The 25,350-nt window shown below is 72.4% G+C and carries 21 protein-coding genes; 16 read left to right on the forward strand and 5 right to left on the reverse strand.

Annotated features, from left to right (window positions below; all coding sequences use genetic code 11):
- The first annotated feature begins 62 nt into the window (after nucleotides 1–62).
- Nucleotides 63–1,745 (forward strand): ATP-binding cassette domain-containing protein, encoded by a 1,683-nt coding sequence (locus ABZV93_RS01740; RefSeq protein ID WP_354928634.1) that lies wholly within the window; start codon nucleotides 63–65, stop codon nucleotides 1,743–1,745.
- Between the two features lie 67 nt (nucleotides 1,746–1,812).
- Here ABZV93_RS01740 and ABZV93_RS01745 read toward each other — a convergent pair whose 3' ends face one another.
- Both ABZV93_RS01745 and ABZV93_RS01750 read right to left on the reverse strand, forming a co-directional pair.
- On the reverse strand, nucleotides 1,813–2,238 hold the full coding sequence (locus ABZV93_RS01745) for a hypothetical protein (protein ID WP_354928637.1): 426 nt from the start codon (nucleotides 2,236–2,238) through the stop codon (nucleotides 1,813–1,815).
- A 134-nt stretch (nucleotides 2,239–2,372) separates the two neighbouring features.
- Entirely contained in the window at nucleotides 2,373–3,923 is a 1,551-nt protein-coding gene (locus tag ABZV93_RS01750; RefSeq protein ID WP_354928640.1) for a PQQ-dependent sugar dehydrogenase, read from the reverse strand.
- A 323-nt stretch (nucleotides 3,924–4,246) separates the two neighbouring features.
- On the opposite strand from ABZV93_RS01750, the gene rplM reads away from it, so the two are divergent.
- From rplM to ABZV93_RS01775, 5 genes are all read left to right on the forward strand, one after another.
- Entirely contained in the window at nucleotides 4,247–4,690 is a 444-nt protein-coding gene (gene rplM / locus ABZV93_RS01755; protein ID WP_354928643.1) for a 50S ribosomal protein L13, read from the forward strand.
- A 26-nt stretch (nucleotides 4,691–4,716) separates the two neighbouring features.
- Entirely contained in the window at nucleotides 4,717–5,247 is a 531-nt protein-coding gene (gene rpsI, locus ABZV93_RS01760; RefSeq protein ID WP_354928646.1) for a 30S ribosomal protein S9, read from the forward strand.
- A gap of 9 nt (nucleotides 5,248–5,256) precedes the next feature.
- Nucleotides 5,257–6,603: a phosphoglucosamine mutase gene (gene glmM, locus ABZV93_RS01765; RefSeq protein ID WP_354928649.1), complete on the forward strand. Its 1,347-nt coding sequence runs from the start codon at nucleotides 5,257–5,259 to the stop codon at nucleotides 6,601–6,603.
- Between the two features lie 94 nt (nucleotides 6,604–6,697).
- On the forward strand, nucleotides 6,698–7,351 hold the full coding sequence (locus ABZV93_RS01770; protein ID WP_354928652.1) for an MBL fold metallo-hydrolase: 654 nt from the start codon (nucleotides 6,698–6,700) through the stop codon (nucleotides 7,349–7,351).
- A gap of 54 nt (nucleotides 7,352–7,405) precedes the next feature.
- Nucleotides 7,406–8,485, forward strand: coding sequence for a GNAT family N-acetyltransferase (locus tag ABZV93_RS01775; RefSeq protein WP_354928655.1), 1,080 nt, complete (start codon nucleotides 7,406–7,408; stop codon nucleotides 8,483–8,485).
- A 9-nt stretch (nucleotides 8,486–8,494) separates the two neighbouring features.
- Here the strand turns inward: ABZV93_RS01775 and coaA are convergent, their stop codons facing one another.
- Nucleotides 8,495–9,547: a type I pantothenate kinase gene (gene coaA / locus ABZV93_RS01780; RefSeq protein ID WP_354928658.1), complete on the reverse strand. Its 1,053-nt coding sequence runs from the start codon at nucleotides 9,545–9,547 to the stop codon at nucleotides 8,495–8,497.
- Between the two features lie 113 nt (nucleotides 9,548–9,660).
- Between coaA and glmS the strand changes: the two genes are divergently transcribed.
- A complete protein-coding gene (glmS, locus tag ABZV93_RS01785) occupies nucleotides 9,661–11,514 on the forward strand; it encodes a glutamine--fructose-6-phosphate transaminase (isomerizing) (RefSeq protein WP_354928661.1) in 1,854 nt (617 codons plus the stop codon).
- 22 nt (nucleotides 11,515–11,536) lie between these two features.
- On the opposite strand, the gene ABZV93_RS01790 is transcribed toward glmS, so the two are convergent.
- Nucleotides 11,537–12,277 (reverse strand): VIT family protein, encoded by a 741-nt coding sequence (locus ABZV93_RS01790; protein ID WP_354928664.1) that lies wholly within the window; start codon nucleotides 12,275–12,277, stop codon nucleotides 11,537–11,539.
- A gap of 199 nt (nucleotides 12,278–12,476) precedes the next feature.
- Here ABZV93_RS01790 and ABZV93_RS01795 point away from each other — a divergent pair, with 199 nt between their 5' ends.
- The 3 genes from ABZV93_RS01795 to ABZV93_RS01805 are packed head-to-tail and all read left to right on the forward strand — an operon-like array spanning nucleotide 12,477 to nucleotide 16,405.
- Nucleotides 12,477–14,543, forward strand: a complete 2,067-nt coding sequence (locus ABZV93_RS01795; RefSeq protein ID WP_354928667.1) for an MDR family MFS transporter — start codon at nucleotides 12,477–12,479, stop codon at nucleotides 14,541–14,543.
- Between the two features lie 53 nt (nucleotides 14,544–14,596).
- Nucleotides 14,597–14,950 (forward strand): holo-ACP synthase, encoded by a 354-nt coding sequence (locus ABZV93_RS01800; protein WP_354929732.1) that lies wholly within the window; start codon nucleotides 14,597–14,599, stop codon nucleotides 14,948–14,950.
- Between the two features lie 9 nt (nucleotides 14,951–14,959).
- A complete protein-coding gene (locus ABZV93_RS01805; protein ID WP_354928670.1) occupies nucleotides 14,960–16,405 on the forward strand; it encodes an NAD(P)H-hydrate dehydratase in 1,446 nt (481 codons plus the stop codon).
- Between the two features lie 168 nt (nucleotides 16,406–16,573).
- Here the strand turns inward: ABZV93_RS01805 and ABZV93_RS01810 are convergent, their stop codons facing one another.
- Nucleotides 16,574–17,704, reverse strand: a complete 1,131-nt coding sequence (locus tag ABZV93_RS01810) for a P1 family peptidase (RefSeq protein WP_354928673.1) — start codon at nucleotides 17,702–17,704, stop codon at nucleotides 16,574–16,576.
- A 283-nt stretch (nucleotides 17,705–17,987) separates the two neighbouring features.
- Between ABZV93_RS01810 and alr the strand changes: the two genes are divergently transcribed.
- The 6 genes from alr to ABZV93_RS01840 all read left to right on the forward strand — a co-directional run bounded on the left by alr (nucleotide 17,988) and on the right by ABZV93_RS01840 (nucleotide 25,279).
- Entirely contained in the window at nucleotides 17,988–19,220 is a 1,233-nt protein-coding gene (alr, locus tag ABZV93_RS01815; RefSeq protein ID WP_354928676.1) for an alanine racemase, read from the forward strand.
- The gene (locus ABZV93_RS01820; protein ID WP_354928679.1) at nucleotides 19,220–20,476 is read left to right on the forward strand and encodes an alpha/beta hydrolase; all 1,257 of its coding nucleotides are present in this window, start codon (nucleotides 19,220–19,222) and stop codon (nucleotides 20,474–20,476) included. Before alr ends, ABZV93_RS01820 begins: the two co-directional genes overlap by 1 nt.
- Before the next feature lie 137 nt (nucleotides 20,477–20,613).
- Complete coding sequence (tsaE, locus tag ABZV93_RS01825) at nucleotides 20,614–21,645, forward strand: tRNA (adenosine(37)-N6)-threonylcarbamoyltransferase complex ATPase subunit type 1 TsaE (protein ID WP_354928682.1); 1,032 nt, start codon at nucleotides 20,614–20,616, stop codon at nucleotides 21,643–21,645.
- Between the two features lie 33 nt (nucleotides 21,646–21,678).
- The gene (gene tsaB, locus ABZV93_RS01830; RefSeq protein ID WP_354928685.1) at nucleotides 21,679–22,341 is read left to right on the forward strand and encodes a tRNA (adenosine(37)-N6)-threonylcarbamoyltransferase complex dimerization subunit type 1 TsaB; all 663 of its coding nucleotides are present in this window, start codon (nucleotides 21,679–21,681) and stop codon (nucleotides 22,339–22,341) included.
- Nucleotides 22,338–22,898, forward strand: coding sequence for a ribosomal protein S18-alanine N-acetyltransferase (rimI, locus tag ABZV93_RS01835; RefSeq protein ID WP_354928688.1), 561 nt, complete (start codon nucleotides 22,338–22,340; stop codon nucleotides 22,896–22,898). Before tsaB ends, rimI begins: the two co-directional genes overlap by 4 nt.
- A 251-nt stretch (nucleotides 22,899–23,149) precedes the next feature.
- A complete protein-coding gene (locus tag ABZV93_RS01840) occupies nucleotides 23,150–25,279 on the forward strand; it encodes an ABC transporter substrate-binding protein (RefSeq protein ID WP_354928691.1) in 2,130 nt (709 codons plus the stop codon).
- Nucleotides 25,280–25,350 lie beyond the last annotated feature (71 nt).

Genomic DNA, 25,350 nt, shown 5'->3' on the forward strand with positions numbered 1-25,350 from the left:
GCGCGGACCGAGGCGGAAAACGAGTTCGCTCCCGGCGCGCGCGACCGTCACACTTGGGTCCCGTGGGACATGTGGATGTGGCCGGGATCAGGTACGAGCTCCCCGACGGCAGGGTGCTGCTGGACGACGTGTCGTTCCGCGTCGGCGAGGGCGCCAAGGTCGCCCTGGTCGGTGCGAACGGCTCGGGCAAGACCACTCTGCTGCGGATCGTCGCCGGTGACCTCGCCCCCCACGACGGCGCGGTGACCCGGGGTGGTGGCCTGGGGGTGATGCGGCAGTTCGTCGGAAGTGTGCGCGACGCCACCACCGTGGCCGAGCTGCTGCTGTCGGTGGCACCGCCGCGGATCCGCGAGGCGGCGGCCGCGGTCGACCGCGCCGAGCTGGCGATGATGGAACGCGACGACGAGCGGACCCAGCTGCGTTACGCACAGGTCCTGTCGGACTGGGCGGACGCAGGCGGGTACGACGCCGAGGTGTTGTGGGACGTGTGCTGCACCGAGGCGATCGGCCTGCCCTTCGACCGGGCGCGCTACCGCGAGGTGCGCACGCTGTCCGGCGGTGAGCAGAAGCGGCTGGTGCTGGAGGCGCTGCTGCGCGGACCCGACGAGGTGCTGCTGCTCGACGAGCCGGACAACTACCTCGACGTCCCCGCCAAGCGGTGGCTGGAGGAGCGGCTCAGGGAGAGCCAGAAGACCGTGCTGTACGTCTCCCACGACCGCGAGCTGCTGGCCAACACCGCCACCAGGGTAGTGACGGTCGAGCTGGGTGCGGCCGGCAACACCGCCTGGACCCACCCGCAGGGGTACGCGAGCTACCACCAGGCACGGCGGGACCGGTTCGCCCGGCTGGAGGAGTTGCGCCGTCGCTGGGACGAGGAGCACCAGAAGCTCAAGGACCTGGTGGCGCTGTACAAGCTCAAGGCCACGCTCAACGACGGCGCGGCCGCGGCGTACAAGGCGGCACAGACCCGGCTGCGGAAGTTCGAGGAGAAGGGCCCGCCGCAGGCGGTGCCGCGCGAGCAGAACGTCAAGGTGCGGTTGCGCGGGGGCCGCACCGGCAAGCGAGCGGTGGTGTGCACCGACCTGGAGCTCACCGGTCTGATGAAGCCGTTCGACCTGGAGGTGTGGTACGGCGAACGCGTGGCCGTGCTGGGCTCCAACGGCTCGGGCAAGTCCCACTTCCTGCGGTTGCTGGCCGCCGGCGGCACGCTGCCCGAACGCGAGCACCTGCCGGTCGGGGACGCGGTGATCACCCCCGTCGCGCACACCGGTCGCGCGAAGCTGGGCGCCCGGGTGCGACCGGGCTGGTTCGCGCAGACGCACGAGCATCCCGAACTCGTCGGCCGCACCCTGCTGGAGATCCTGCACCGCGGGGACGAGCACCGCGCGGGGATGCCGCGGGAGGAGGCGGCCCGGGCGCTGGATCGCTACGAGCTCGCCGAGGCCAGTGAGCAGACCTTCGACTCGCTGTCGGGCGGCCAGCAGGCACGGCTGCAGATCCTGTTGCTGGAGCTGTCCGGTGCGACGTTGCTGCTGCTGGACGAGCCGACGGACAACCTCGACGTGGCGTCCGCGGACGCGCTGGAGGAAGGGCTGGCGTCGTACGCCGGAACTGTGCTGGCGGTGACGCACGACCGGTGGTTCGCGCGCGGGTTCGACCGGTTCCTGGTGTTCGGCGCCGACGGGGAGGTCTACGAGTCCGACGAACCGGTGTGGGACGAGGGCCGGGTCCGCCGCGTGCGGTGACTCAGCGGAGGTACGCCGGTCCGGCACGGACATGTGCCGGACCGGCGACCCTGTTTCGGGGGAGGCCCTAGACGGGTTGGACGCTTTCCACCAGCAGGTCGGAGACGCAGAACCCTTCGGGGGAGAAGTCGTTCGTCCACCCGTCGTGCAACAACGTGTCGCGCAGGACGTCGGCCGAGGCGCGGTAGTCGACCGCGACGGTCGAGGCGAGTGCCACCAGGGTCAGCTGCGGCAGCGCCGCGCGCACGATCTCGGCCAGCCCGTCGGTGACGAACGCGAGCGGGAACAACGCGGAGGCGATCCCGGTGGCCTCGCCGTTGCGGACGACGATCCACTCCTCGTCCGGCGGCTCGTAGGCGGTGAGGCTCAACCCGTACGCGCGGACCAGGGACCGAAAGGCCGATCCGGCGCTCTCCCGTCCCCAGTTCGGCAGTGGTGTCTGCCAGGGCGTGGTGCCTCGCCAGAGGCGGAGCACGGGGTCAAGGTCGATCATCGCAGGCGATGATTCCCCCGGTCGGGACGGGGAAACGAGCCGAGGGGCGCTTTCCGTCCGACAGCGAAAGCCGGTGCTTCGTACGCGATCGTCCGATCCGTCCCGTCGGTTCTCCGCAGCGGCCCGGCCGGCCGTCAGCGAACCCTCGGGCTCGGCATCGAGCTGGGCATCGGGCTGTGCGGCGGTCCGTACGTCGGGGTGGGTGAACGCGGCGCCGGCCCGGGTTGGGTGGGAAGTGCGGTCCCGGGCCGACCGGGCGTCGGACCGGGCGTGCCACCGGATGTGCTCCCAGTTGTGCCTTCGGGTGTGCCGGAACCGTCGGAGGCGGCGGGTAGGGCCGCCGGGCGCAGGGTGAGCCGGATGATCCGGTCGTCGGCGGCCACCGGCTGGTTGCGCCCGTCCCGGTTGGAGGTGGTGAGCCAGACGCTGCCGTCCGGTGCGACCAGCGCCGCCCGCAGCCGGCCGTACTTCCCGATCAGCGCCGCCAGCGGCCGCCCCAGCACACCGGCGGCCGGGCGCCAGCGGATGCTCGCCTCGCCCGTGCCTACGCCGACGATGCGGGTGCTGGCGAAGTCCACCGGCCGGCCCAGGTCGACCAGGTAGATCCGCTGCCCGCGCAGGCAGGTGATCAGTGCGGCGTGTCCGATGATCGCGATGCCGTTGGTGACGCCGACTTCGGGCCGCCACACGGCGAGCGGGTTGGTCATGCCCGCCATCCGGCCCATGCCCTGCACCTTCGGCCAGCCGTAGTTGCGGCCCGGCTGGATGAGGTTGAGCTCGTCCCACATCGACTCGCCGATCTCCGCGACGTACATCCGGCCGCTCGCGTCCCAGGCCATTCCCTCGGGGTTGCGGTGACCGTACGACCAGACCAGGGAGTCGGGGAACGGGTTGCCGGGCGGGGGCCTGCCTTCGGTGGTCATCCTCAGGATCTTCCCGCCGAGGCTGTGCACGTCCTGGGACGCGCCCGCCTTGGAGGCGTCGCCTGTACTGGCGTACAGATAGCCGTCCGGGCCGAACGCCAGGCGGCCGCCGTTGTGCACGCCGGCCAGCGGGATGCCGGTGACGATGGCCTCCGGCCGGGGCCGGGGGCCGACGAGGCGCAGCCGGGCGATCCGGTTGTCCTGTTTCGTCGTGTAGTAGACGAACACCGTCCTGTCGCGAGCGAAGCGGGGCGAGGCCGCGATGCCGAGCAGGCCGCCCTCGTTGTTGGAGTACACGCCCTCGACCGTGGTCAGCGGCCTGACGGTCAGCTCGCCGCTCGCGGTGCGTCCCGGCCCGACCCGGAGGATGCGGCGCCTGGCGCGTTCGGTCACCAGGGCGCTGCCGTCGGGCAGGAACGCCACTCCCCACGGGATGTCCAGATGAGTGACGAGTGTCCGCTGGGACGCGATCAGGTTGTCACCCCGCACCGCGTTCTTCGGAGCGCGCAGATACGCGAAGCTCGTCGGCTTCGGTCCGTTGAGCACGGTGGGGGTCGGTGAGGGGGTAGGTGAGGGAGCCGCGACCGGCAGCACCGCACACGCGGTGACCAGTCCGGCCAGTACGACCGCGGCGGCGACCGCTCCGGTCGCCGCGCCCACCGCGTTCGCCCCGGCCGCCCTGACCGCGCCGATCGCCCTTACCGCCCCGGTCGGCCGGAACGTCACGGTCGTCCCGGCGCGGCGACGACGAGCGGCGAGCACCACCTCAGCCTAGTTGCCGAACGTGCGCGGGCGGTGACCATTCGCATGTGCCCGGGGGCCTACGGAACCAGGCCAAGCGGGGGTATCCTGCTCATCGGAGCCGAGCCTGGACGGTGGCCGGAGGCGATCCCCGGGCCCACCCAGGGGCAGAACCCGGACCCATTTTGACCAGTCCGCCGAGCCCCGAGTATTCTGGGCGGTCGTTGCGCCTGCTGGCTGCTGCCATGTGCGAGCGCACTCTCCGTTCCGGAGAAGTTCGACACCAAGACCAGCCGTGTCGCCATGGCACGGCTCACCCCGACGATCAGCGAAGGTCGACGACTGTGCGCACCTACAGCCCCAAGCCCGGCGACGTCCCACGCGAGTGGCACGTCATCGACGCCTCCGACGTCGTCCTCGGTCGGCTCGCGAGCCAGGCGGCGACGCTGTTGCGCGGCAAGCACAAGCCGACCTTCGCGCCGCACGTGGACACCGGCGACTTCGTCGTCATCGTCAACGCCGAGAAGGTCGCGCTGTCCGGCAACAAGCGCGAGACCAAGTTCGCCTACCGGCACTCCGGTTACCCGGGCGGGCTCTCCGCGGTTCCTTATGGCGAACTGCTGGAGAAGGACCCCCGTAAGGCGATCGAGCGTGCGGTGTGGGGAATGCTTCCCAAGAACCGCCTGAGCCGGAAGCTGCTGAAGAAGCTGAAGGTCTACGCGGGCCCCAACCACCCGCACCAGGCCCAGCAGCCGCAGACCTACGCCATCACCCAGATTTCGCAGTAACCGACTGCGCCGAAGTGAGGAATCCCGTGGCTGAGTCCACCACCACTGTCGAGGCCGAGGGCGCGACCGTCGAGGGCGCCGCCGGCCAGACCGAGGGCGACGCGACCGTCGCCTACAGCTCCGAGAGCGCTCCCGAGGCCGCTTCGGCCGCGCCTCGCCCGGCTGCCATCGGCCCGGCCGCCGCGACCGGTCGTCGCAAGGAGGCCGTGGCACGGGTGCGGGTCTTCCCCGGCAGTGGCCAGTGGCGGATCAACGGCAAGACGCTGGACCAGTACTTCCCCAACAAGGTCCACCAGCAGCACGTCAACGAGCCGTTCGTCCTGCTCGACCTGGACGCTCAGTACGACGTGATCGCTCGCATCGACGGCGGCGGGGTCACCGGCCAGGCCGGTGCGCTGCGGCTCGGCATCTCCCGGGCGCTGAACGAGGTCGACGCCGAGGCCAACCGCCCGCCGCTGAAGCGCGCCGGCATGCTGACGCGTGACCCGCGGGCCAAGGAGCGTCGCAAGGCCGGCCTGAAGAAGGCCCGCAAGGCTCCCCAGTACTCCAAGCGGTAAGTCCTCACCGTGGGCCGGCTGTTCGGCACCGACGGGGTGCGGGGGCTCGCCAACGGCGAGCTCACCGCCGAACTCGCCCTCGACCTGTCGGTCGCTGCGGCGCACGTGCTCGGCGAGGTCGGCGCGTTCGAGGGACACCGGCCACGGGCAGTGGTCGGCCGTGACCCGCGTGCCTCCGGGGAGTTCCTGGAGGCCGCGGTCGTAGCAGGCCTGGCGGGCGCCGGCATCGACGTCGTACGTCTCGGCGTCATCCCGACGCCCGCGGTCGCACACCTGACCGACGCCATGGGCGTCGACGTCGGCGTGATGCTGTCCGCGTCGCACAACCCGATGCCGGACAACGGCGTGAAGTTCTTCTCCAAGGGCGGGCACAAGCTCGACGACACCCTCGAGGACCTCATCGAGGCCCGCCTGCGCGAGCCCTGGCAGCGTCCCACCGGCGCGGGCGTGGGCCGGGTCACCGACGACCGGGACGGGTTCGACGCCTACGTCGCCCACCTGGTGCGGTCGGCGCCCAACCGCCTCGACGGGCTCCGGGTCGTGGTCGACTGCGCCAACGGCGCCGCCTACCGCACCGCACCGGAGACCCTGGGCCGGCTGGGTGCGAACGTGACCGCGATCCACGCCGAGCCCGACGGCCTGAACATCAACGACGGCTGCGGCTCCACGCACCTGGAGTCGCTGATCGCCGCGGTCGCCGAGCACCGAGCCGATGTCGGCATCGCCCACGACGGTGACGCCGACCGGTGCCTCGCGGTCGACCGGTTCGGCAACGTCGTCGACGGCGACCAGATCCTGGCGATCCTCGCCCTCAGCCTGCGCGACGCCGGCCGGCTCGCCTCCGACACCGTGGTCGCCACCGTGTTGAGCAACCTCGGGTTCTCCCAGGCCATGCAGCGTGAGGGCATCGCGGTCGAGCAGACCAAGGTCGGCGACCGGTACGTCCTGGAAGCCATGAAGGCCGGCAAGTTCAACCTCGGTGGCGAGCAGTCCGGGCACGTCGTCCTGCTCGACCACGCCACCACCGGCGACGGTGTACTGGCCGCGGCGCACCTGCTGGCGCGGATGGCGTCCACCGGACGGCCGCTGGACGAGCTGGCCTCGGTGATGACCAGGCTTCCGCAGGTCATGGTCAACGTCCGTGGCGTCGACCGGACCCGTGCCGACGCCGACCCCGACGTGGCCGCCGCGGTGGCTGCCGCGACCGCCGAGCTCGGGGAGACCGGCCGGGTCGTACTCCGGCCCTCGGGCACCGAGCCCGTCGTACGGGTCATGGTCGAGGCGCCGACGGTCGAACACGCGCAGCAGGTGGCCGACCGGCTCGCCCAGACGGTTCAGCGCGCGCTGGCTCTGTAGGCCGGCGGCGTAGCACCACACCTCGACGGACCGGACCGGCTCTCGGCCGGCCGGAGTCCGGCCCCTTTTCGGTACGGCAACGGGAGGTTGACACGTGCGGCTCACCAAGCTCGGACACGCCTGCGTACGGCTGGAGAAGGACGGCGCGACCCTGGTCGTCGACCCCGGGACGTGGAGCGGTCCGGAGGCGCTGGACGGCGCGGACGCGGTCCTCGTGACCCACGAGCACTTCGACCACGTGGACGTCGACGGCGTACGGGCGGCACTGCGCGCCAACCCCCACCTTCGGGTCTGGACGCACGCCGGAGTGGCCGCACAGCTCGGTGCCGGGAGCGACGAGGACGGCGGCGAACGCGTACGCGTGGTGCGGGCCGGCGACCGGTTCGAGTGCGCCGGCTTCGAGGTCTCGGTGCACGGCGCCGAACACGCCCTTCTGCACAAGGAGATCCCGGTGGTGCCGAACGTCGGCTTCCTCGTCGACCACGAGGTCTTCCACCCCGGCGACTCCTTCACCGTGCCGGACGAGCGGGTGCGGACCCTGCTCCTGCCGGTCGACGCGCCCTGGCTCAAGGCCTCGGAATTGATCGACTACGCGCGGGCCGTCGCACCGGAGCGGGCGTACGCCATCCACGACGCCATGGTCAACGAGAAGGGTGCGATGGTGGTGGACAACTGGCTGGGCGTCGCCGCGCGGCCGCTGGACGCGACCTTCACCCGGCTGCAGCCGGGTACCGGCGTCGACCTGTGACGCGTTGACGAAACGCCGTTGCGGGGCGGAAGTCGGTCGTGACAGGCTCCCCGCGTGCGCGAAGACAACGACGTCCAAGAGCAGACGAAGCCGGGCAGTGGTGGCGAGGCGTATGACGCCGCGCCGGTGACGATCTCGCCGGTCGACATCGGCGACGACGCCGCCATGGCCCGCTGGCACAAGGTGTTCCACACCGGCCTGATGGCAGGCCTGCTGGACCCGCCCGCGTGGACCCTCCCGGAAGTCCTGGTCCTCTACCGTTCGCCGGACTCCAGCATGCGCAGGGAGGCGTTCGTCGCCGTCGACGGCAGTGGCGAGGTCGTCGGTGCGGGCGAGCTCCAGCTCCCGCTGCGGGAGAACCCACGGCTGGCGATCTTCGAGATCGGAGTCCCACCGGAGCACCGGCGGCGAGGCGTGGGCGGCGCGTTGTACGCCCACGTCGCCGAGCGGGCGCGTGCCGAGGGCCGCTCCAGCCTGATGACCGAGGTGAACGTCCCCGACGGCGCACCGCAGGAGGAGTGGCCGGGTGTGGCGTTCGCCCACAGGGTCGGCTTCACCCTGCGCAACACCGAGCTGCGCCGGCAGTTGCGGCTGCCGGTCGAGCCGGTGCACCTGCGCACGCTCGCCGGCAAGGCCGCCCAGCGCGCGTCGGACTACCGGTTGGTGTCCTGGTCGGGTCCGTGTCCCGCGGAGTACGCCGAGCAGTACGCCGAGCTCAAGGGCCGGCTGTCGGTGGACGCACCGATGGGTGACATGGACTACGAGCAGGAGGTCTGGGACGTCGCCCGGCTGCGGGAGAGCGAGGATCGCGCGGCCGCACAGGGCCGGGCCCTGCACACCACCGTCGCCGTCGCGCCGGACGGAACCCTCGCCGGCCACACCCAGCTCGCCGTACCCCGGCACGAGCCCGGCCGGGCCTACCAGTGGGACACCCTGGTGCTCGCCGCGCACCGCGGTCACCGGCTCGGCCTGGCGCTGAAGGTCGCCAACACCCGGGCGCTGGCGGAGGCGCACCCGGAGGTGGCCCGCATCGACACCTGGAACGCCGTGCAGAACGGCCCGATGGTGGCGGTGAACGTCGAGCTCGGCTACCGGATCATGGACTACTGCCAGGAGTGGCAGCGCGACCTGTAGCCCGGCCGCTCAGATCTTGCGGAGCCGCACCCGGGTCACCGAGTGGTCTGAGCCCTTGTGCAGCACCAGCCGGGCCCGTCCTCTGGTGGGCTGGACGTTCTGTTCGAGGTTGGGGCCGTTGATGGTGTCCCACAGCCGGCAGGCGCGCTCGACCGCCTCGGCGTGGCTGAGGTCGGCGTACCTGCGGAAGTACGACTCCTCGTCGCGGAACGCCGTCTCCCGCAGCGCCAGGAACCGCCTGACGTACCACTCGCGGACGTCGGCGGGCGAGGCGTCGAGGTAGATCGAGAAGTCGAAGAAGTCACTCACCGCGAGGCCGCGCCGTCCGTCCTCGTGGGCGCGCGCCGGTTGCAGGACGTTCAGGCCCTCGATGAGCAGGATGTCCGGTGCGCGCACCTCGAGACGCTTGTCCGGAACGATGTCGTACTTCAGGTGCGAGTAGACCGGCGCGGTGACCACCGGGGCACCGGACTTCACCGCCACCACGAACCTCAGCAGCGCCCGCTGGTCGTAGGACTCGGGGAAACCCTTGCGCTGCAGGAGGCCCCGGCGTTCCAGTTCGGCGTTCGGGAGCAGGAAGCCGTCGGTGGTGACCAGCGAGACCCGCGGGTGGTCCGGCCAGCGGGCGAGGAGCTCGCGCAGCAGCCGGGCGACCGTGCTCTTGCCCACGGCGACCGAGCCGGCGATGCCGATGACGAACGGCGTCCGCGCGGCCGTCGGGGCGGCACCGCCGTTCGTGCCGGTTCCGCCGTTCGTGTTTTTCCCCCCGGTTCCGGCGTTCTCTCCCGAATGCGGGGGCTCACTGGTCAGGAACGTCTGGGTGGCCTGGTGCAGGGCGCCGGTGGCCTGGACGTAGAGGTTGAGCAGCCGGGTGAGCGGGAGGTAGACCTCGCGGACCTCGGTCAGGTCGATCTCGTCGGCCAGGCCGCGCAGGCGTTCGACGTCCTCGGCTGTGAGGGGGAGGGGGGTGGAGGCGGCCAGCCGGGACCAGGCGGCCCGGTCGAGTTCGACGTACGGCGTGGTCGTGCCGTTCACGAGGCGGGCCTCCCGGATGCGCTGCATGTCCCTGATTCTTCCCTGGCCGCCGTTCGGCCCGGTCACAGGCGGTACTCGGAAGGCCGTCTCTTGCCCGATGGTCGCCCGGCGTTCACCCCCGGTGGCTACCCTGAGCTTCCATGTGTGGAATCGTCGGGTACGTAGGTTCGGGTTCGACCAAGGGTGTCGACGTCGTGGTCGAGGGCCTGCGGCGGCTGGAGTACCGCGGGTACGACTCGGCCGGGGTCGCGGTCGCCGACCGCGGCGGGGTGCGGGTCCGCAAGCGGGCCGGCAAGCTCGCCAACCTCCAGGCGGCGCTCAGCGAGGACCCCCTGCCGGCCAGCGGCACGGCGATGGGCCACACCCGCTGGGCCACCCACGGGGCGCCGACCGACCCCAACGCGCACCCGCACATCGACTGCGCGGGCCGGATGGCGGTCGTCCACAACGGCATCATCGAGAACTTCGCGGCCCTGCGTGCGGAGCTGGAGGCGCAGGGGCACCAGCTGACCTCCCAGACCGACACCGAGGCGGTCGCCCACCTGCTGGAGGACGCCTGGGAGCCCAGCGGCCACGACCTCGCCGAGGCGATGCGTCGCGTGTGCCGCCGGCTGGACGGCGCGTTCACCCTGGTCGCGGTGCACGCGGAGGCGCCGGACGTCGTGGTCGGCGCCCGCCGCAACTCCCCGCTGGTCGTGGGCCGCGGTGAGGGGGAGAACTTCCTCGCCTCCGACGTGGCGGCGTTCATCGAGCACACCCGCAACGCGGTCGAGCTGGGCCAGGACCAGGTGGTGGAGATCACCGCGGACTCGGTGACCGTCACCGACTTCGCCGGCCAGCCGGCGCCGACCCGCGACTACCACGTCGACTGGGACATCTCCGCCGCCGAGAAGGGTGGCCACGACTACTTCATGCTGAAGGAGATCGCCGAGCAGCCGAAGGCGGTCGCCGACACGCTGCTCGGCCGGCTCACGCCGCAGGGCCGGCTCCGGCTGGACGAGATGCGGCTGTCCCACGACGAGCTGCGCGAGATCGACAAGATCGTCATCATCGCCTGTGGTTCGGCGTTCTACGCCGGCCTCACCGCGAAGTACGCCATCGAGCACTGGACCCGCATCCCCTGCGAGGTCGAGCTGTCCAGCGAGTTCCGCTACCGCGACCCGATCCTGAACCGCGCCACGCTGGTGATCGCGATCTCCCAGTCCGGAGAGACGATGGACACCCTGATGGCGCTGCGGCACGCCCGCGAGCAGCGGGCCCGGGTGCTCGCGATCTGCAACACGAACGGCTCGACGATCCCGCGCGAGTCCGACGCCGTGCTCTACACCCACGCCGGCCCCGAGGTCGGGGTGGCCGCGACCAAGACGTTCCTCACCCAGGTGGTGGCCTGCTACCTCATCGGCCTCTACCTCGCCCAGGTGCGCGAGTCGAAGTTCGGTGACGAGGTGGCCGCCGAGGTCGACCAGCTGGACAGGATGCCCGCGGCGGTACGAGCGGTGCTGGGCACGATGTCCGACATCCGGGCGCTGGCGCGTGAGCTCGCGACGGCGAAGTCGGTGCTGTTCATCGGCCGGCACGTGGGCTACCCCGTGGCGCTGGAGGGTGCGCTGAAGCTCAAGGAGCTCGCCTACATGCACGCGGAGGCGTTCGCGGCGGGCGAGCTGAAGCACGGGCCGATCGCGCTGATCGAGGAGGGGCTGCCGGTCGTGGTGGTCGTACCCCCGCGCGGCCGTGACGTCCTGCACGACAAGATCGTCAGCAACGTGCAGGAGATCCGGGCCCGCGGCGCCCGCACGATCGTGCTCGCCGAGGAGGGTGACGAGTCCGTCGTCCCGTGGGCGGACACACTGATCAGCCTGCCCAGGGTGCCCACCCTGCTGCAGCCGCTGGTCGCGACGGTCCCGCTGCAGATCTTCGCCTGCGAGCTCGCGATGGCGCGGGGCAACGACGTGGACCAGCCGCGCAACCTCGCCAAGTCGGTGACGGTCGAGTAGAGCCTGCCCGGCGCCCGGGCTGTCAGACGCCGACGCCCACCAGGTGGCCGACGACGTAGGTCACCACCATCGCGAGCGCGCCGCCGACGACCGTGCGGATGGCGGCGCGGCGGGCCTTGGCGCCGCCCAGGCGGGCACTGACGGTGCCGGTGATCACCAGGGCGATCACGACGGCGCCGAACGTGATCGGGACCCGCAGGCTGGTCGGTGGGAAGATGATCGCCGCCAACGGCAGCAGCGCGCCGACGGTGAACGCGACGAACGACGCCAGGGCGGCGTTCCAGGGACTGGTGAGGTCGTCGGGGTCGATCCCGAACTCGATCTCGGCGTGCGCCCGGAGGGCGTCCCGCTCGGTGAGCTCCTCGGCGATCTTGCGGGCCAGCCCGGGCGAGATGCCCTTGGCCTCCCACATCCTCGCCAGCTCCTCCAGCTCCTGGTCGGGCATGTTGGCGAGTTCCCAGCGCTCCTTGTCCAGCAGCGCCTTCTCGGTGTCACGCTGAGTGCTCACCGAGACATACTCGCCCGCAGCCATGGAGAAGGCCCCGGCCAGCAGACCGGCGACGCCGGCCACCAGGATCGCCGAGACCTCGGCGGTGGCGGCGGCGACGCCCACGACGATGCCCGCGACGGAGACGATCCCGTCGTTGGCGCCGAGGACGCCCGCACGCAGCCAGTTCAGCCTGTTGGAGACGCTGCCGATGCCCTGGCCCGCGTCGTTCGCGTGGATGTCCTCCGTGCCGGTTTCGGCCCGCGCGTCACTCATGGGGGAACGCTAGCCAGTACGACCGGCAGACGGTAGCGAGGACAGCCTCACCGACCTCGGGTCGCGCCCCCGGCGCCAAGTGTGCACGTAACGTGACCAACGATGCGTTCGGGTGCCTTCGCGGCGGCGGCGCCGAGCTACGGTTCGCGGGAGAGACGACAGGCCGCCGGCCGCGGCGGCCCGACCCCGGGACCGGCGGATGAGCGGACCAGCCAGCCAGATCGCCGAGGCGCCGACGGCGGCGCCTCCCCGCCGGTTGGCCGCGATCTTCACCGCACTGATGCTGGCCATGCTGCTGGCCGCCCTCGACCAGACCATCGTGGCCACCGCGCTGCCCACGATCGTGAGCGACCTGGGCGGGCTCACCCACCTGTCCTGGGTGGTCAGCGCGTACCTCCTGGCCTCGACGGTCTCCACGCCGCTGTGGGGCAAACTCGGCGACCAGTACGGCCGCAAACGCCTCTTCCAGGCCGCGATCCTCGTCTTCCTGGTCGGTTCGGTGCTGTGCGGACAGGCCCGGTCGATGGGGGAGCTGATCGGCTTCCGGGCGCTGCAGGGCGTCGGTGGCGGCGGGCTGATCGTGCTGACCATGGCCCTGGTCGGCGAAGTGGTGAGCCCCCGCGAACGCGGCCGCTACCAGGGGATCTTCGGCGGGGTGTTCGGAATCGCGAGCGTCGCGGGCCCGCTGCTCGGCGGCTTCTTCGTGACCAACCTCGGCTGGCGGTGGGTGTTCTACATCAACGTGCCGCTGGGTGCGGTCGCGCTGGCCGTGGTCGCGGTGGTGCTTCCGCCCCGGACGGCCGCCCGCGCGGGGGTGCGGCACCGCATCGACTACCTCGGTGCGCTGACCCTGGCCGGAGCCGCGACCTGCCTGGTGCTGGCGACGTCGTGGGGAGGCACTCAGTACGCCTGGACCTCGCCGGTGATCGCCGGGCTGTTCGTGGCGTCCGCCGGCTTCGTCGGCGCCTGGCTCGCGGTCGAACGCCGCGCGGCCGAGCCGGTCCTCAGTCCCCGGTTGCTGGCGCTGCCGGTCTTCCGGATCGGTGCCGCGATCGGCTTCGTGGTGGGGTTCGTGATGTTCGGCGCGCTGGCGTTCCTGCCGCTGTTCCTGCAGGTGGTGCACCAGGTCAGCCCTACGCTGTCGGGGATCTACCTGCTGCCGATGGTGCTCGGGCTGCTGGCCACGTCGGTGGCCAGCGGGCTGGTGGTCAGCCGTACCGGCCACTACCGCGTCTTCCCGCTGGTGGGCACGCCGACGATCGCGGTGGGGCTGTTCCTGTGCTCCCGGCTGGACGAGTACTCCACCACCCAGGCGATCGCCGGCTCCCTGCTCGTGCTCGGCGCCGGGCTGGGGCTGGTGATGCAGGTGCTGCTCACCGCGGTGCAGAACGCGGTCGACTACTCAGACCTCGGCGCGGCCACGTCGGGGGTGACGTTCTTCCGGTCGATCGGTGGCGCGTTCGGCACGGCGGTGTTCGGTGCGATCTTCTCCAACCAGTTGCTCGGCAACGTCGCGTCCGCCCTGCACGGGCGGCCGCTGCCCGGTGGGTTCGACCCGACCGCGATCGCCCGCGAACCGGCCCGGATGGCCGCGCTCCCGCCGGAGGTGCGGCAGGCGCTGCTGCACGCGTACGCGGTGTCGATCCACTCGGTCTTCGTGTGGGCGACACCGGTGGCGCTCGCGGCGTTCGTCCTGGCGTGGTACCTGCGGGAGCTTCCGCTGCGGGCGACGGCCGCCACCACCGCCACCGCCGACTACGGCGAGGGCATGCCCGGGCGGACGACCGTGTGCACGTCGCAGGAGGAGATCGAACGCGCGCTCGGTCTGCTGGTGCGCCGCGACGATCGGGCCCGCGGGATGTACCAGCAGCTCGGTCAGGCCGCGGGCGTCGCACTTCCGGCCGGCTCGCTGTGGGCGCTGTGCCGGATCGCCCGCGCCGGCCCGGTGCGGGCCGCCGACCTGGCCGCGATGGCGCGGGTACCACCCGAACGTGCCCGGCCGCACGTCGACACGTTGCTGGCCGCGGGGTACGTCACCCGAGACGACGGCCACCTCGAGGTCACCCCGTCCGGGCTGGCGGCGGTGGACCAGTTGGTGGCCACCCGGCGGGCTGCGCTCGGCCGGCGGCTCGACGGCTGGCGACCGGAGGAGCACCCCGAGCTGTCCGCGTTGCTGCAGCGCCTGGCGTCCACGTCGCTGGGCGACGAGGCCGACCGCGAGGTCTTCGGCCCCGGCCAACCGGTCCGCCGTGACCGGCACCTGTGAGGGCAAGGGCCTGCCTTACGCATACGGCGGGAGTGATGCGCAAGGATGGAGGGATGATCGTCGGGCTGGGAATCGACGTGGTCGACGTCGACCGATTCGAGGCGACCCTGGACCGTACGCCCGGGTTACGCACCCGGCTGTTCACCGACGTCGAGCGCACCCGCCCGATCGCGGGCCTGGCCGCGCGGTTCGCGGCGAAGGAGGCGCTGGCCAAGGCGCTCGGCGCCCCGGTCGGCATGCGCTGGCACGACGCCGAGGTGATCACCGACGACGACGGCCGGCCCTGGCTCGCGGTCCGCGGCACGGTGGCCGCGCAGACCGAGAAGCTGGGCGTCACCTCCATGCACCTGTCCATGTCGCACGACGCCGGGATCGCCTCGGCGGTCGTCGTACTCGAGAGGGGCTGACCACAGCCGATGCGCACCGCGCACACCGTCGTCCAGATCAGGGCCGCCGAGGCCGCGCTGATGGCGACCGTGCCCGAGGGCACGTTGATGGACCGCGCCGCGACCGGACTTGCCCACGCCTGCGTGGACTTCCTCGGCGGCGCCTACGGCGCCGACGTCCTGATCGTGGCGGGGTCGGGGGCGAACGGCGGCGACGCGTTGTACGCCGGAGCCCGGCTCGCCCGGCGCGGCGCCCGGGTGGCCGCGATCCTGCTGAACCCGGACAAGACGCACGCCGGTGGCCTGGCCGCACTGCGTGCTGCCGGCGGTCACGTGGTGTCCGAGGACGACCGCGAGGACGCGGTGGCCCGCGCCGATCTGGTGCTCGACGGCATCGTCGGCATCGGGGGCAAGCCCGGCCTGCGCCCGGACGCCGTCGCGGTGATGGACCTGGTCCAGCGGTACGACGTACCCGTGGTCGCGGTCGACGTGCCGTCCGGCATCGACGTGGACACCGGTGAGACGCCCGAGCCGCACGTGCGCGCCGCGGTGACGGTGACGTTCGGCACCCACAAGGTGGGCCTGTTCGTCGACCCGGGCGCCTCCGCCGCCGGGGTGGTCCACCTGGTCGACATCGGGCTCGGCCCGTACCTCCCGGAGCCGGCGGCGGAGTCGCTGCAGGCCACCGACGTGGCCGCCCTGCTCCCGGCGCCGGACCGCACCTCGCACAAGTACTCCCGCGGCGTGCTCGGCGTGGTGGCCGGCTCCGAGCAGTACACCGGCGCGGCGGTGCTCGCGGTCAGCGGCGCCCTGGGCGGGCCCCTCGGCATGGTCCGCTACGTCGGGCCGGACGAACCCGCCCGGCTGGTCCGGGCACGCCGGCCCGAGGTCGTCGTGGGCGAGGGCAGGGTGCAGGCCTGGGTGGTCGGGTCCGGTCTGGGCGAGGCGCCCGAACGCGCCGACGACGTCGCCCGCGCGCTGGCCGGGGGCGTGCCCGTGCTGGTCGACGCCGACGGCCTGCGGCACGTGCTCGGGCGGTGCGAGGGCGAGGTCCTGCTCACTCCGCACGAGGGTGAGCTAGCCCGGATGCTCGAGGTGGAGCGTACGGACGTCACGGCCCGTCGGCTGCACTACGCGCGGGCGGCCGCCGACCGCTGGAACGCCACCGTGCTGCTCAAGGGCGCGACCACGGTGGTGGCGGCGCCGAGCGGTCCCGTCCGGGTCAACTTGGTGGGCACACCCTGGGTGGCGACCGCCGGGTCCGGCGACGTGCTGTCCGGCATCTGTGGTGCGCTGCTGGCCGGCGGGCTGTCGCCGCTGGACGCGGGCAGCGTGGGTTGCTTCCTGCACGAGACGGCCGGCGTACTCGCCTCGCGCGGCGGCCCGATCGTCGCCGAGGACATCGCCGCCGCCCTTCCGGACGCCTACCGGTTCGTCCGGAGCGCCGCCGGGGACGCGGCCGCCGGGGACGCCTGACGACCGTGGTGGAGCGGTGTGCCGGCGCGCGGGTGGTCCGGGAGGTGCCGCGCGGCCACTTCACCGAGTTCGTGCTCGACCTGGGGCCGCTCACGCTGCGGGCCTTCGTCGGCGCGGACGCACCCGTCGGCCGGGAGACGGTGCCGGTATCTTCGGGCGCGCGCTGGTCTACGCCGACGGCAGGCTGCGGTCCGAACGCCCGGGCGGGCGCGCGGAGGGATAGCGGTCGAGGTAGCCCGGCAGGTCCACGGCCGGGGTGCGGACCCGCGTGGCGGCGAGGACGGCGTCCACCATCGCGAGCGTGACCGCGTCGGCGGCGGCCGCCTGCACCGCGGCCGCGCCACCGATCTCGGCGGCGCCGGGCCAGGCCACCGGCGCGGCGGCGACCACCTCGGCCGTGCCCGTGGCCAGGGCGAAGACGGTGTCCCCGTCGACCAGGGTGTGCACCGGCCGGACCGACCGGGCCAGGCCGTCGTGGGCCGCGGCCGCCATCCGCAGCGTCTGCGGGTGGGTGAGCCGGGCGTTCGTGGCCACGACGGCGAGGGTGGTGTTGAGGACGTCCGGAGAGTCGGCCGAAGCACCCGCGCCGCCCGCCGGGTCCGCCTGCGCCCGGGCATGCTCGGCAGGCGAGGGGACTCCCGGCCGGAGTGCCTCGTCGGCGACGTACTGCGCGGCCAGCAGCGCACCGGTGTCGTCCAGGCAGGGCGAGCCGTAGGCGTTGGCCACCACCAGCGCGCCGACCACGATGCCGCCGGGAAGCCGCACGCTCGCCGTACCCACGCCGCCCTTGAGCCGGGGGAGGCTGAACGACGCACCGGTACCCGCCCCCACCGAGCCGGTGCGGACCACCCCGCCGGCGGCCTCGGTGGCGGCGGCGTAGCCGAGGTCGGCGTCCGGGCGGTTGCGGAGGTCCCCGCCCTTGCCCAGGTCGAAGACGATCGCGGCCGGCACCACCGGCACCACGGCTTCCGGGCCGATGGCGACGCCGCGGCCCTGTTCCTCACACCAGCGCTGCACGCCGGTGGCCGCGGCCAGCCCGAACGAGCTTCCGCCGGCCAGCGTCACCGCGTCCACGGTGTCGACCAGCGTCCCAGGTGCCAGCGCGTCCGTCTCGTGGGTGCCTGGCCCGCCGCCGCGGACGTCCACGGCGCCGATGGTCCCCGAGGGCGGGATCACCGCCGTGACGCCGGTCAGCCAGCCGCCACCGACGCGCTCGACCTGCCCCACCAGCACGTCCGGCACGTCGGTCAGCGCGCCGTACGGGTTGGCCGGCCCGCCCGGATTCCGGCGTTCGTTCACAAGGGCCGAGCTTAGGGCCCTTTGGCAACGAATCCTGACGACCCGACCGGGTCTGTCCGGCCAGCCCCGGGAGGCGCGCGGTGACCCGGCGGCCTGCCTGGACCGACCTTGGGAGTGCGCGGGCAGGCGTGGCGGCCCTGCCCGGGCCGACCCTGGGGGTGCGGCCTGGAACACTGGAGCCGTCGTGAACGCAGGTCGCCCGGATCGCGGGCTGCCGGACGTTGGGCAACAGTTCGAGCACACAGCACGTCGAAACGAGCACCAAGGTCGAACGGGCAAAGAGATGGACACAGGTCGAACGCAATCACCCCGCGCCGCCGCGGGCCGGCAGGGCGCGGACGGCGCCGCCGCATGCGCTGCCGCGCCCGAGCACGGCAGCGCCACCGGCCGTGCCGAGGCACGCATCGACCTCGCCGCCATCCGCGCCAACGTCGAGGCGATCCGCGGCCGGGTCGGCGGCCCCGCCGTGCTGGCCGTGGTCAAGGCCGACGGCTACGGCCACGGCCTGGTGCCGGCGGCCCGGGCCGCGGTCGACGGCGGAGCCGGATGGCTGGGCGTGGCCACGGTCGAGGAGGCGCTGGCCCTGCGGGCGGCCGGGCTCACCGCGCCGCGGATCCTGTCCTGGCTGGCCGCGCCGGGCGAGCGCTGGCAGCCTGCGGTGGCCGCCGGCGTCGACGTCGCCGCCTACTCCGCCTGGCAGCTGAACGAGATCGCCGAGGCGGCCGAGCACGCTGACACCACCGCGCAGGTGCACCTGAAGATCGACAGCGGGCTCAACCGCGGCGGCGCGGGCCGGAAGGACTGGCCGGCCCTGATCGACGCGGCGCTGAGCGCCGAGGCGGAGGGCACGGTCCGGGTCGCCGGGATCTGGTCCCACCTGGCGTGTGCCGACGAGCTGGGCCACCCGTCGGTCGACCGGCAGCTCGCGGTGTTCGAGGAGGCGGTGGCGTTCGCCGAGCGGGTGGGGGTCCGCCCCGAGGTGCGCCACCTCGCCAACTCCGCCGCGACACTCACCCGGCCCGACACCCACTTCGACCTCGTACGCCCCGGCCTCGCCGTGTACGGCCTGTCCCCGGTGCCCGAGGTGTCCTCGCCGGAGGAGCTCGGCCTGGTCCCCGCGATGTCGGTGCGGGCCCGGCTGGCGCTGGTCAAACGCGTGCCGGCCGGGGAGGGCGTGTCGTACGGCCATCGGTACGTCACCTCCGCCGAGACCACGCTCGGCCTGGTGCCGCTGGGGTACGCCGACGGGGTGCCGCGGGCGGCGAGCAACGTCGGGCCGGTGTGGGCCGGCGGCCGGCGGCGTACGATCGCCGGCACCGTGTGCATGGACCAGTTCGTACTCGATCTCGGCGACGACGCCACCGTCGCCGGAGACGAGGTGATCCTGTTCGGCACGGGGACCTCCGGAGAGCCGACCGCCCAGGACTGGGCCGACGCCACCGGCACGATCTCCTGGGAGATCGTCACCCGCGTCGGCGCCCGGGTTCCCCGGCACTACGTCGGGGGGCGGGCCTGATGGCAGACGACGAGCAGAACCCCGTCGGCCGCGCCGTCGAGCGCGCCGGTCAGGTGGGCAGGCTCGGCCGCTCCGCCCGGGTGTCCCGGGTCGCGAAGGCTGCCAGGGCCGCCCGGCCGGGCAGGGCGGGCGGCACCGGCCGGTCCGAGGGCGCGGACCGGATGGTCGAGCTTCTCGGTAGCCGGACCGGTGTGCTCGGCGCCGCCACCGGCATGCTGGCGGCCGGTGCCGCCGCCGGGATCGCGCTCGAACGCTACGTCGTCGGCCGGCGCCGCACCGCCGGCCTGCGCGACGACGGTCCGCTCGGCACCCGGCGCGGCGACCCGACGATCGTGAAGACCACCGACGGCCTGGAGCTGTACGCCGAGGTCGACGAGCCCAGCCCCCGGGTGGCCGACCCGCTCACCGTGGTCTTCTGCCACGGGTACGCCCTCAACCTCGACTGCTGGCACTTCCAGCGGGCCGCGCTGGTGGGAGAGGCGCGGCTGGTCTTCTACGACCAGCGTTCCCACGGCCGCTCCGGCCGCTCACCCAGCAACCTGTGCAACGTCGACCAGCTCGGCAAGGACCTCGCCGAGGTGCTCACCGCACTCGCCCCGGAGGGCCCGATCATGCTCGTCGGCCACTCGATGGGCGGCATGTCGGTGCTGGCGCTGGCCGACCAGCACCCGGAGATCTTCGCCGAGCGGGTCGTCGGTGTCGCGTTGCTGGCCAGCAGCGCCGGCGGCCTGGACTCGGTGACGCTCGGCGTGCCCGGCCCGGTGGGGCGGCTGGTGCACCGGCTGACGCCGGCCGCGGTGGCCGCGATCTCCCGGGCGCCCGGCCTGATCGAGCGGGGCCGCAAGGCCGGCAGCGACGTGGCGTACTTCCTCACCAAGCACTATTCCTTCGGCTCCAAGGTCTCCCGGGCGCGGGTGGAGTTCGTGGCGGAGATGCTCGCGGGTACGCCGATCGAGGTGGTGGCCGACTTCTACCCGGGGTTCGCCACGCACGACAAGTACCACGCGCTGGAGGCGCTGCACGGCGTGGAGACGCTGGTCATGGGCGGCCGCGAGGACCTGATCACCCCGGTGGAGCACAGCCGGGAGATCGCCGAGCGGCATCCGGCCGCTGAGTACGTCGAGCTGTCCGACAGCGGGCACATGTTCCTGATCGAGCACCCGGACGTGGTCAACGCCGCGCTGTTGGACCTGCTCGGCCGGGCCGCCGCCGCGGCGGGTTCGATGACCAGGCGACCCGTGGACGAGACCGGCTGACCGACGGGCGAACCCGCCGTACGAAGCCCGTACGAAGAACCAGCCGAACCGAGAACAACCCGAACCGAGAACAACCCGAACCGAGAACAACCCGAACCGAGAACAACCGACCGAGCGGACGAAGCGGAGCGCACACGGTGACCGACCTGCACGTCGTCGAGGCCAAGCCCACGGACGCGGCTGCCCTGGTGGCCGTCATCCACGCGGCGTTCGGCGCCCGGCCGCCCCTGGACCCACCGGGAACCGCGCTGCGGGAGACCGTGCAGTCGGTCGAGGACGCGGTGCGTTCCTACGGCGGGCTGCTGGCCCAGGTCGACGGCCGCCCCGCCGGTGCGATGCTGCTCGCCGAGAACGACGGGTGGCTCGACCTGCGCCGGGTGTCGGTGCACCCGAGGTTCCAGCATCGCGGCGTGGCCACCGCGATGGTCGGCTGTGCCGAGGAGGTCGCGGCCGAGCACGGGCTCGCGGGCGTACGACTGGTCGCCCGCGCCGAGCTGCCGGCCACGCTCACGTTCTGGCGGCACCGCGGCTATCTCGTGGCCGGCCAGGACGGGCCGAACATCCACCTGGCCAAGCGGCTCCCGGTGGAGATCACGGCGGTCAGCGTCGAGGACACCCAGGAGGTCGGCCGGCGGCTGGCGAGGATCCTGCGCGCCGGTGACCTGGTGCTACTGACGGGTGAGCTCGGTGCCGGCAAGACCACGTTGACGCAGGGGATCGGTGACGGGCTGGGCGTTCGCGGCCAGGTCACCTCGCCGACCTTCGTGATCGCCCGCGCGCACCCGTCGACGGTCGGCGGCCCGCCGCTGGTGCACGTCGACGCGTACCGCCTGGGCGGCGTGGCCGAACTCGACGATCTCGACCTGGACACCTCCGTGACCGACGCGGTCACCGTGGTCGAGTGGGGCGAGGGACTCGCCGAGGGCCTGGCCGAGGACCGGCTGGAGGTCGTGGTCAGCCGCAGTGTGGGGGAGGAGACCACGGGCGAAGGAGGCGTGTCCGAGGCCGCGGACCGGACCGCGAACGGGACTGCGGGCGAGCCGGAGGACGAACGCGAGGATGTCCGGCAGGTCCGGGTCGTCCCCGTCGGCCGGCGCTGGCTGGACGTCGCGCTGCGCGACGCGCTGGCCGAGGGGCTCGCGGCCGACGTCAGGTCCGTCCCGAACTGACCTTGGCCAGCGGGCCGGGCTAGCCTGGCCAACGTGCTGCTCCTCGCGTTCGACACGGCCACCCCGGCGATCACGGTCGCGCTCCACGACGGGACGTCGGTGGTGGCGACCTCCACGGTCGTGGACGCCATGCGACATGGCGAGCTCCTCGCGCCCGGCATCGCTGCGGTGCTCGACCAGGCCGGTGCGGACCGCACCGACCTGACCGACGTCGCCGTCGGCGTCGGCCCCGGCCCGTTCACCGGGCTGCGGGTGGGCCTGGTGACGGCGCGGACGCTGGGGCACGTCCTGGACATTCCGGTGCACGGCGTGTGCACGCTCGACGTGCTCGCGGCGGCCGCCGAGGTCGATTCCGGGCCGTTCTGCGTGGCGACCGACGCGCGGCGCAAGGAGGTCTACTGGGGGAGGTACGCCGACCGGCACACCCGCGTCGACGGTCCCCTCGTGGACCGGCCGGACGTCCTCGCCACCGCCGACCCCGTGGTCGGGCGCGGTGCGACGCTGTACCCCGCGGCGTTCCCGACGGCGGCCGGTCCCATGGACCCCGACGCCGCCGTGCTGGCCGAACTGGTGGTCTCCGGTGCGGCGAAGGTCGTACCAGCGACTCCGATGTATCTGCGCCGCCCCGACGCGGTCGAGCCCCGCACCCGTGGCAAGCGCGTCCTGACCGCACGCGAGGACCGGGTCCCGACGTGATCGCCATCCGGCCGGCTCGTCCCGCGGACCTCGCGAGGTTGCGCGCGCTGGAGACGGCCTGCTTCGGCCGGGACGCCTGGGGCGAACAGGCACTGGAGGGCGAGCTCGCCGGGGTACCCGACACCAGGTGCGTCCTTGTCGCCGAGGACGCCGACACGTCCGCCGACAGCGCCGACAGCGCCGACGTCGCCGACGTCGCCGACATCGCGGAGATCGACACCTGCTGGGGCACCGGCGCCGACACCGTCACCGGCACCGGCGAGACCACGATCGCGGGGTACGCCTCCCTGCTCGCGGTCGCGGCCACGGCCGACGTCCAACGCATCGCCGTACGACCGGACCGCCGCCGGGAGGGGATCGGGCGGGCGCTGCTGGACGCGCTGCTCGCGCAGGCCCGGGACCGCGGCTGTGCGGAGGCATTGCTGGAGGTACGCCACGACAACGCCGCCGCGCTGGCGATGTACGAGGCGATCGGGTTCGAGCAGATCGCCCGGCGGCGCGGCTACTACCACGGGGTGGCCGACGCCCTGGTGCTCCGGCTCGCCCCGCTGGACTAGCTCCCCGCTGACTGGCTTCCCGCCGGAGTGGTAGCCCGCCGGTCGACGGATCGGCGGGCGGCCCCGGGAGCGCCCGCAGCCGTCGCCCGGACAAAGCCCGGTTGCCGGTCCCGGACGATCTAGCCCACATCCCTTGACCCGCCGGTGATCAACTCTTACGTTCATGCGGGAAATCGATTGCTCGCACGCTTTCGCCGTGCGTTGGACGCCGGCGGCTCTTGGTGAGGTGTACCGCCGGTCGGGAGGGAACCATGAACGACCGACTCGGCCTGAGCCGCCGCGCCCTGCTGCACCTGTCCGCGGTCGCGGCCGGCAGCGTGGTCCTCGCGGGGTGTTCGGGCGGCGACAACAAGACCGAGAGCGGCGGCCCGAAGGGCGGCGGCAAGCCGACCTCGCAGGTCCGCAAGGGCTCCCGCGTCAAGCCGGTCGCGGCACCGGCGAAGCTGAAGGAGTCGCCGGAGCTCGCCAAGCTGGTGCAGGCCGGCAAGCTGCCCAAGCTCGAGGAGCGGCTGCCCAAGCACCCCTACGTCGTACCCCACAACTGGCTGCAGCCCGGGAAGTACGGCGGTGTGATCAGCACCGTCACCTCCGCCAGCGACTCCACCACCCATGCGGAGTTCATGTACGGCCACTCCCTACTGCGCTGGCTCAACGACGGCCAGGACATCGGCCCGGGCCTGGTGGAGTCGTGGGAGTCCAACGCCGACGCCACCGAGTGGACGCTGCACTTCCGCGAGGGGCTGAAGTGGTCCGACGGACACCCGTGGTCGACCGAGGACATCATGTTCTGGTGGACCGACATGGTCCTCAACACCGAGCACAGTGAGGTCCCGCCGGACGAGGCGCGCTCGGGCAAGGGCACCGTGATGACGATGACGGCGCCGGACGCGCTGACCATCTCGATGAAGTTCGACGCGCCCGCGCCGCTGACCGCCGACCGGCTGGCCATGTGGGTCAACCGCGGCAACGGGCCGGGCTGGATGGAGCCCAAGCACTACCTCAAGAAGTGGCACCCGAAGTACAACAAGTCAGTGGGCAAGGACTGGGCCACCGACAAGGGCCAGTTCGACCAGAAGCGGGCGTGGTACCGCAACCCCGAGTGCCCGGTGATGACCGGCTGGAAGTGCCAGTCGTACAAGGACGGCCGCCGGGTCGTCTACGAGCGCAACCCGTACTACTGGTGCGTCTCGCCCGACGGTGCCCAGCTTCCCTACCTCGACGCGCTGAACTTCAACGTCGTCCAGAACCCCGAGGTGCAGAAGCTGCAGGCCGTCGAGGGAAAGCTGAACTTCCTCTTCGGCGGGTTCACCTCGCTGTTCCTCAGCGACATCTCCTCGCTCAAGCAGTCGCAGGCCAAGACCAAGCTCGCGGTGCTCCTGTGGGACGCCGGTGACGGCAGCGGTTCGCTGGTGTTCTTCAACCAGGACTACTACGAGCCGAAGATGCGCAAGCTGATCCGGAACGCGAAGTTCCGCCAGGCCCTGTCCCACGCGTACAACCGGGCCGAGGTGCAGAAGGCCGTCTACTACAACACCGGTGAGCTCACCACCGGGACGATGAGCCCGAAGGCGATCGAGTTCCACGTCAACGACGAGGGCAAGAAGGTCTACAAGTCGTGGCGGGACAGCTACATCAAGTACGACCCCGAGCTGGCCAAGAAGATCCTCGACGAGATCGGCGTGGTGGACAAGGACGGCGACGGCAAGCGGGAGATGCCCGACGGCTCCAAGCTCGTCGTCCGGCTGGACTACCAGGCCGACACCGCTCCGGAGCACCAGCACAAGAACAACCTGCTCAAGAAGGACTGGGACGCGATCGGGATCGACACCCGGCTCAACCCGGTCCCGCCGGACGGGTTCGGCGACCAGTGGCGCTTCGGCAAGCTGATGACCAACACCACGTGGGAGACCGGCGACGGGCCCAACTGCCTGGTCTACCCGCAGTGGCTGGTGCCGATGGAGTCCTCGCGCTGGGCTCCGTTGCAGGGTGAGTTCTACAACCAGCGCGGTGGGCCGAACGAGAAGAAACAGCTCGACGTCGACCCGTACAAGCGCACACCGCCGCGGATGGACGCCGAGCCGGGCGGCCCGGTCGCCAAGCTGTGGAAGATCTACGACCAGACCAAGGTCGAGCCGGACGAGCTGAAGCGCCACCAGCTCGTGTGGGAGATGGTGAAGATCCACATCACCGACGGGCCGTACCTGCTCGGCGTCGTGGCGAACACGCCGTACATCCTCCTCGTGCACGAGGACATGAAGAACGTCCCCGCGCGCAACGAGCTGGCCATGGGCGGGTTCGCCGCACCCTGGATCCACCCGACGCCCGCGGTCTACGACCCGGAGACGTGGTTCTGGACCAACCCCGACCAGCACACGATCTGACCGTACGACCGCAGCAACGAACGCCGACCGCGAGTTCGGCCCGCCACGACGGCGGGCTAGGCTCGCGGTCG

Source organism: Actinopolymorpha sp. NPDC004070, assembly GCF_040610475.1.
Classification (GTDB): Bacteria; Actinomycetota; Actinomycetes; order Propionibacteriales; family Actinopolymorphaceae; genus Actinopolymorpha.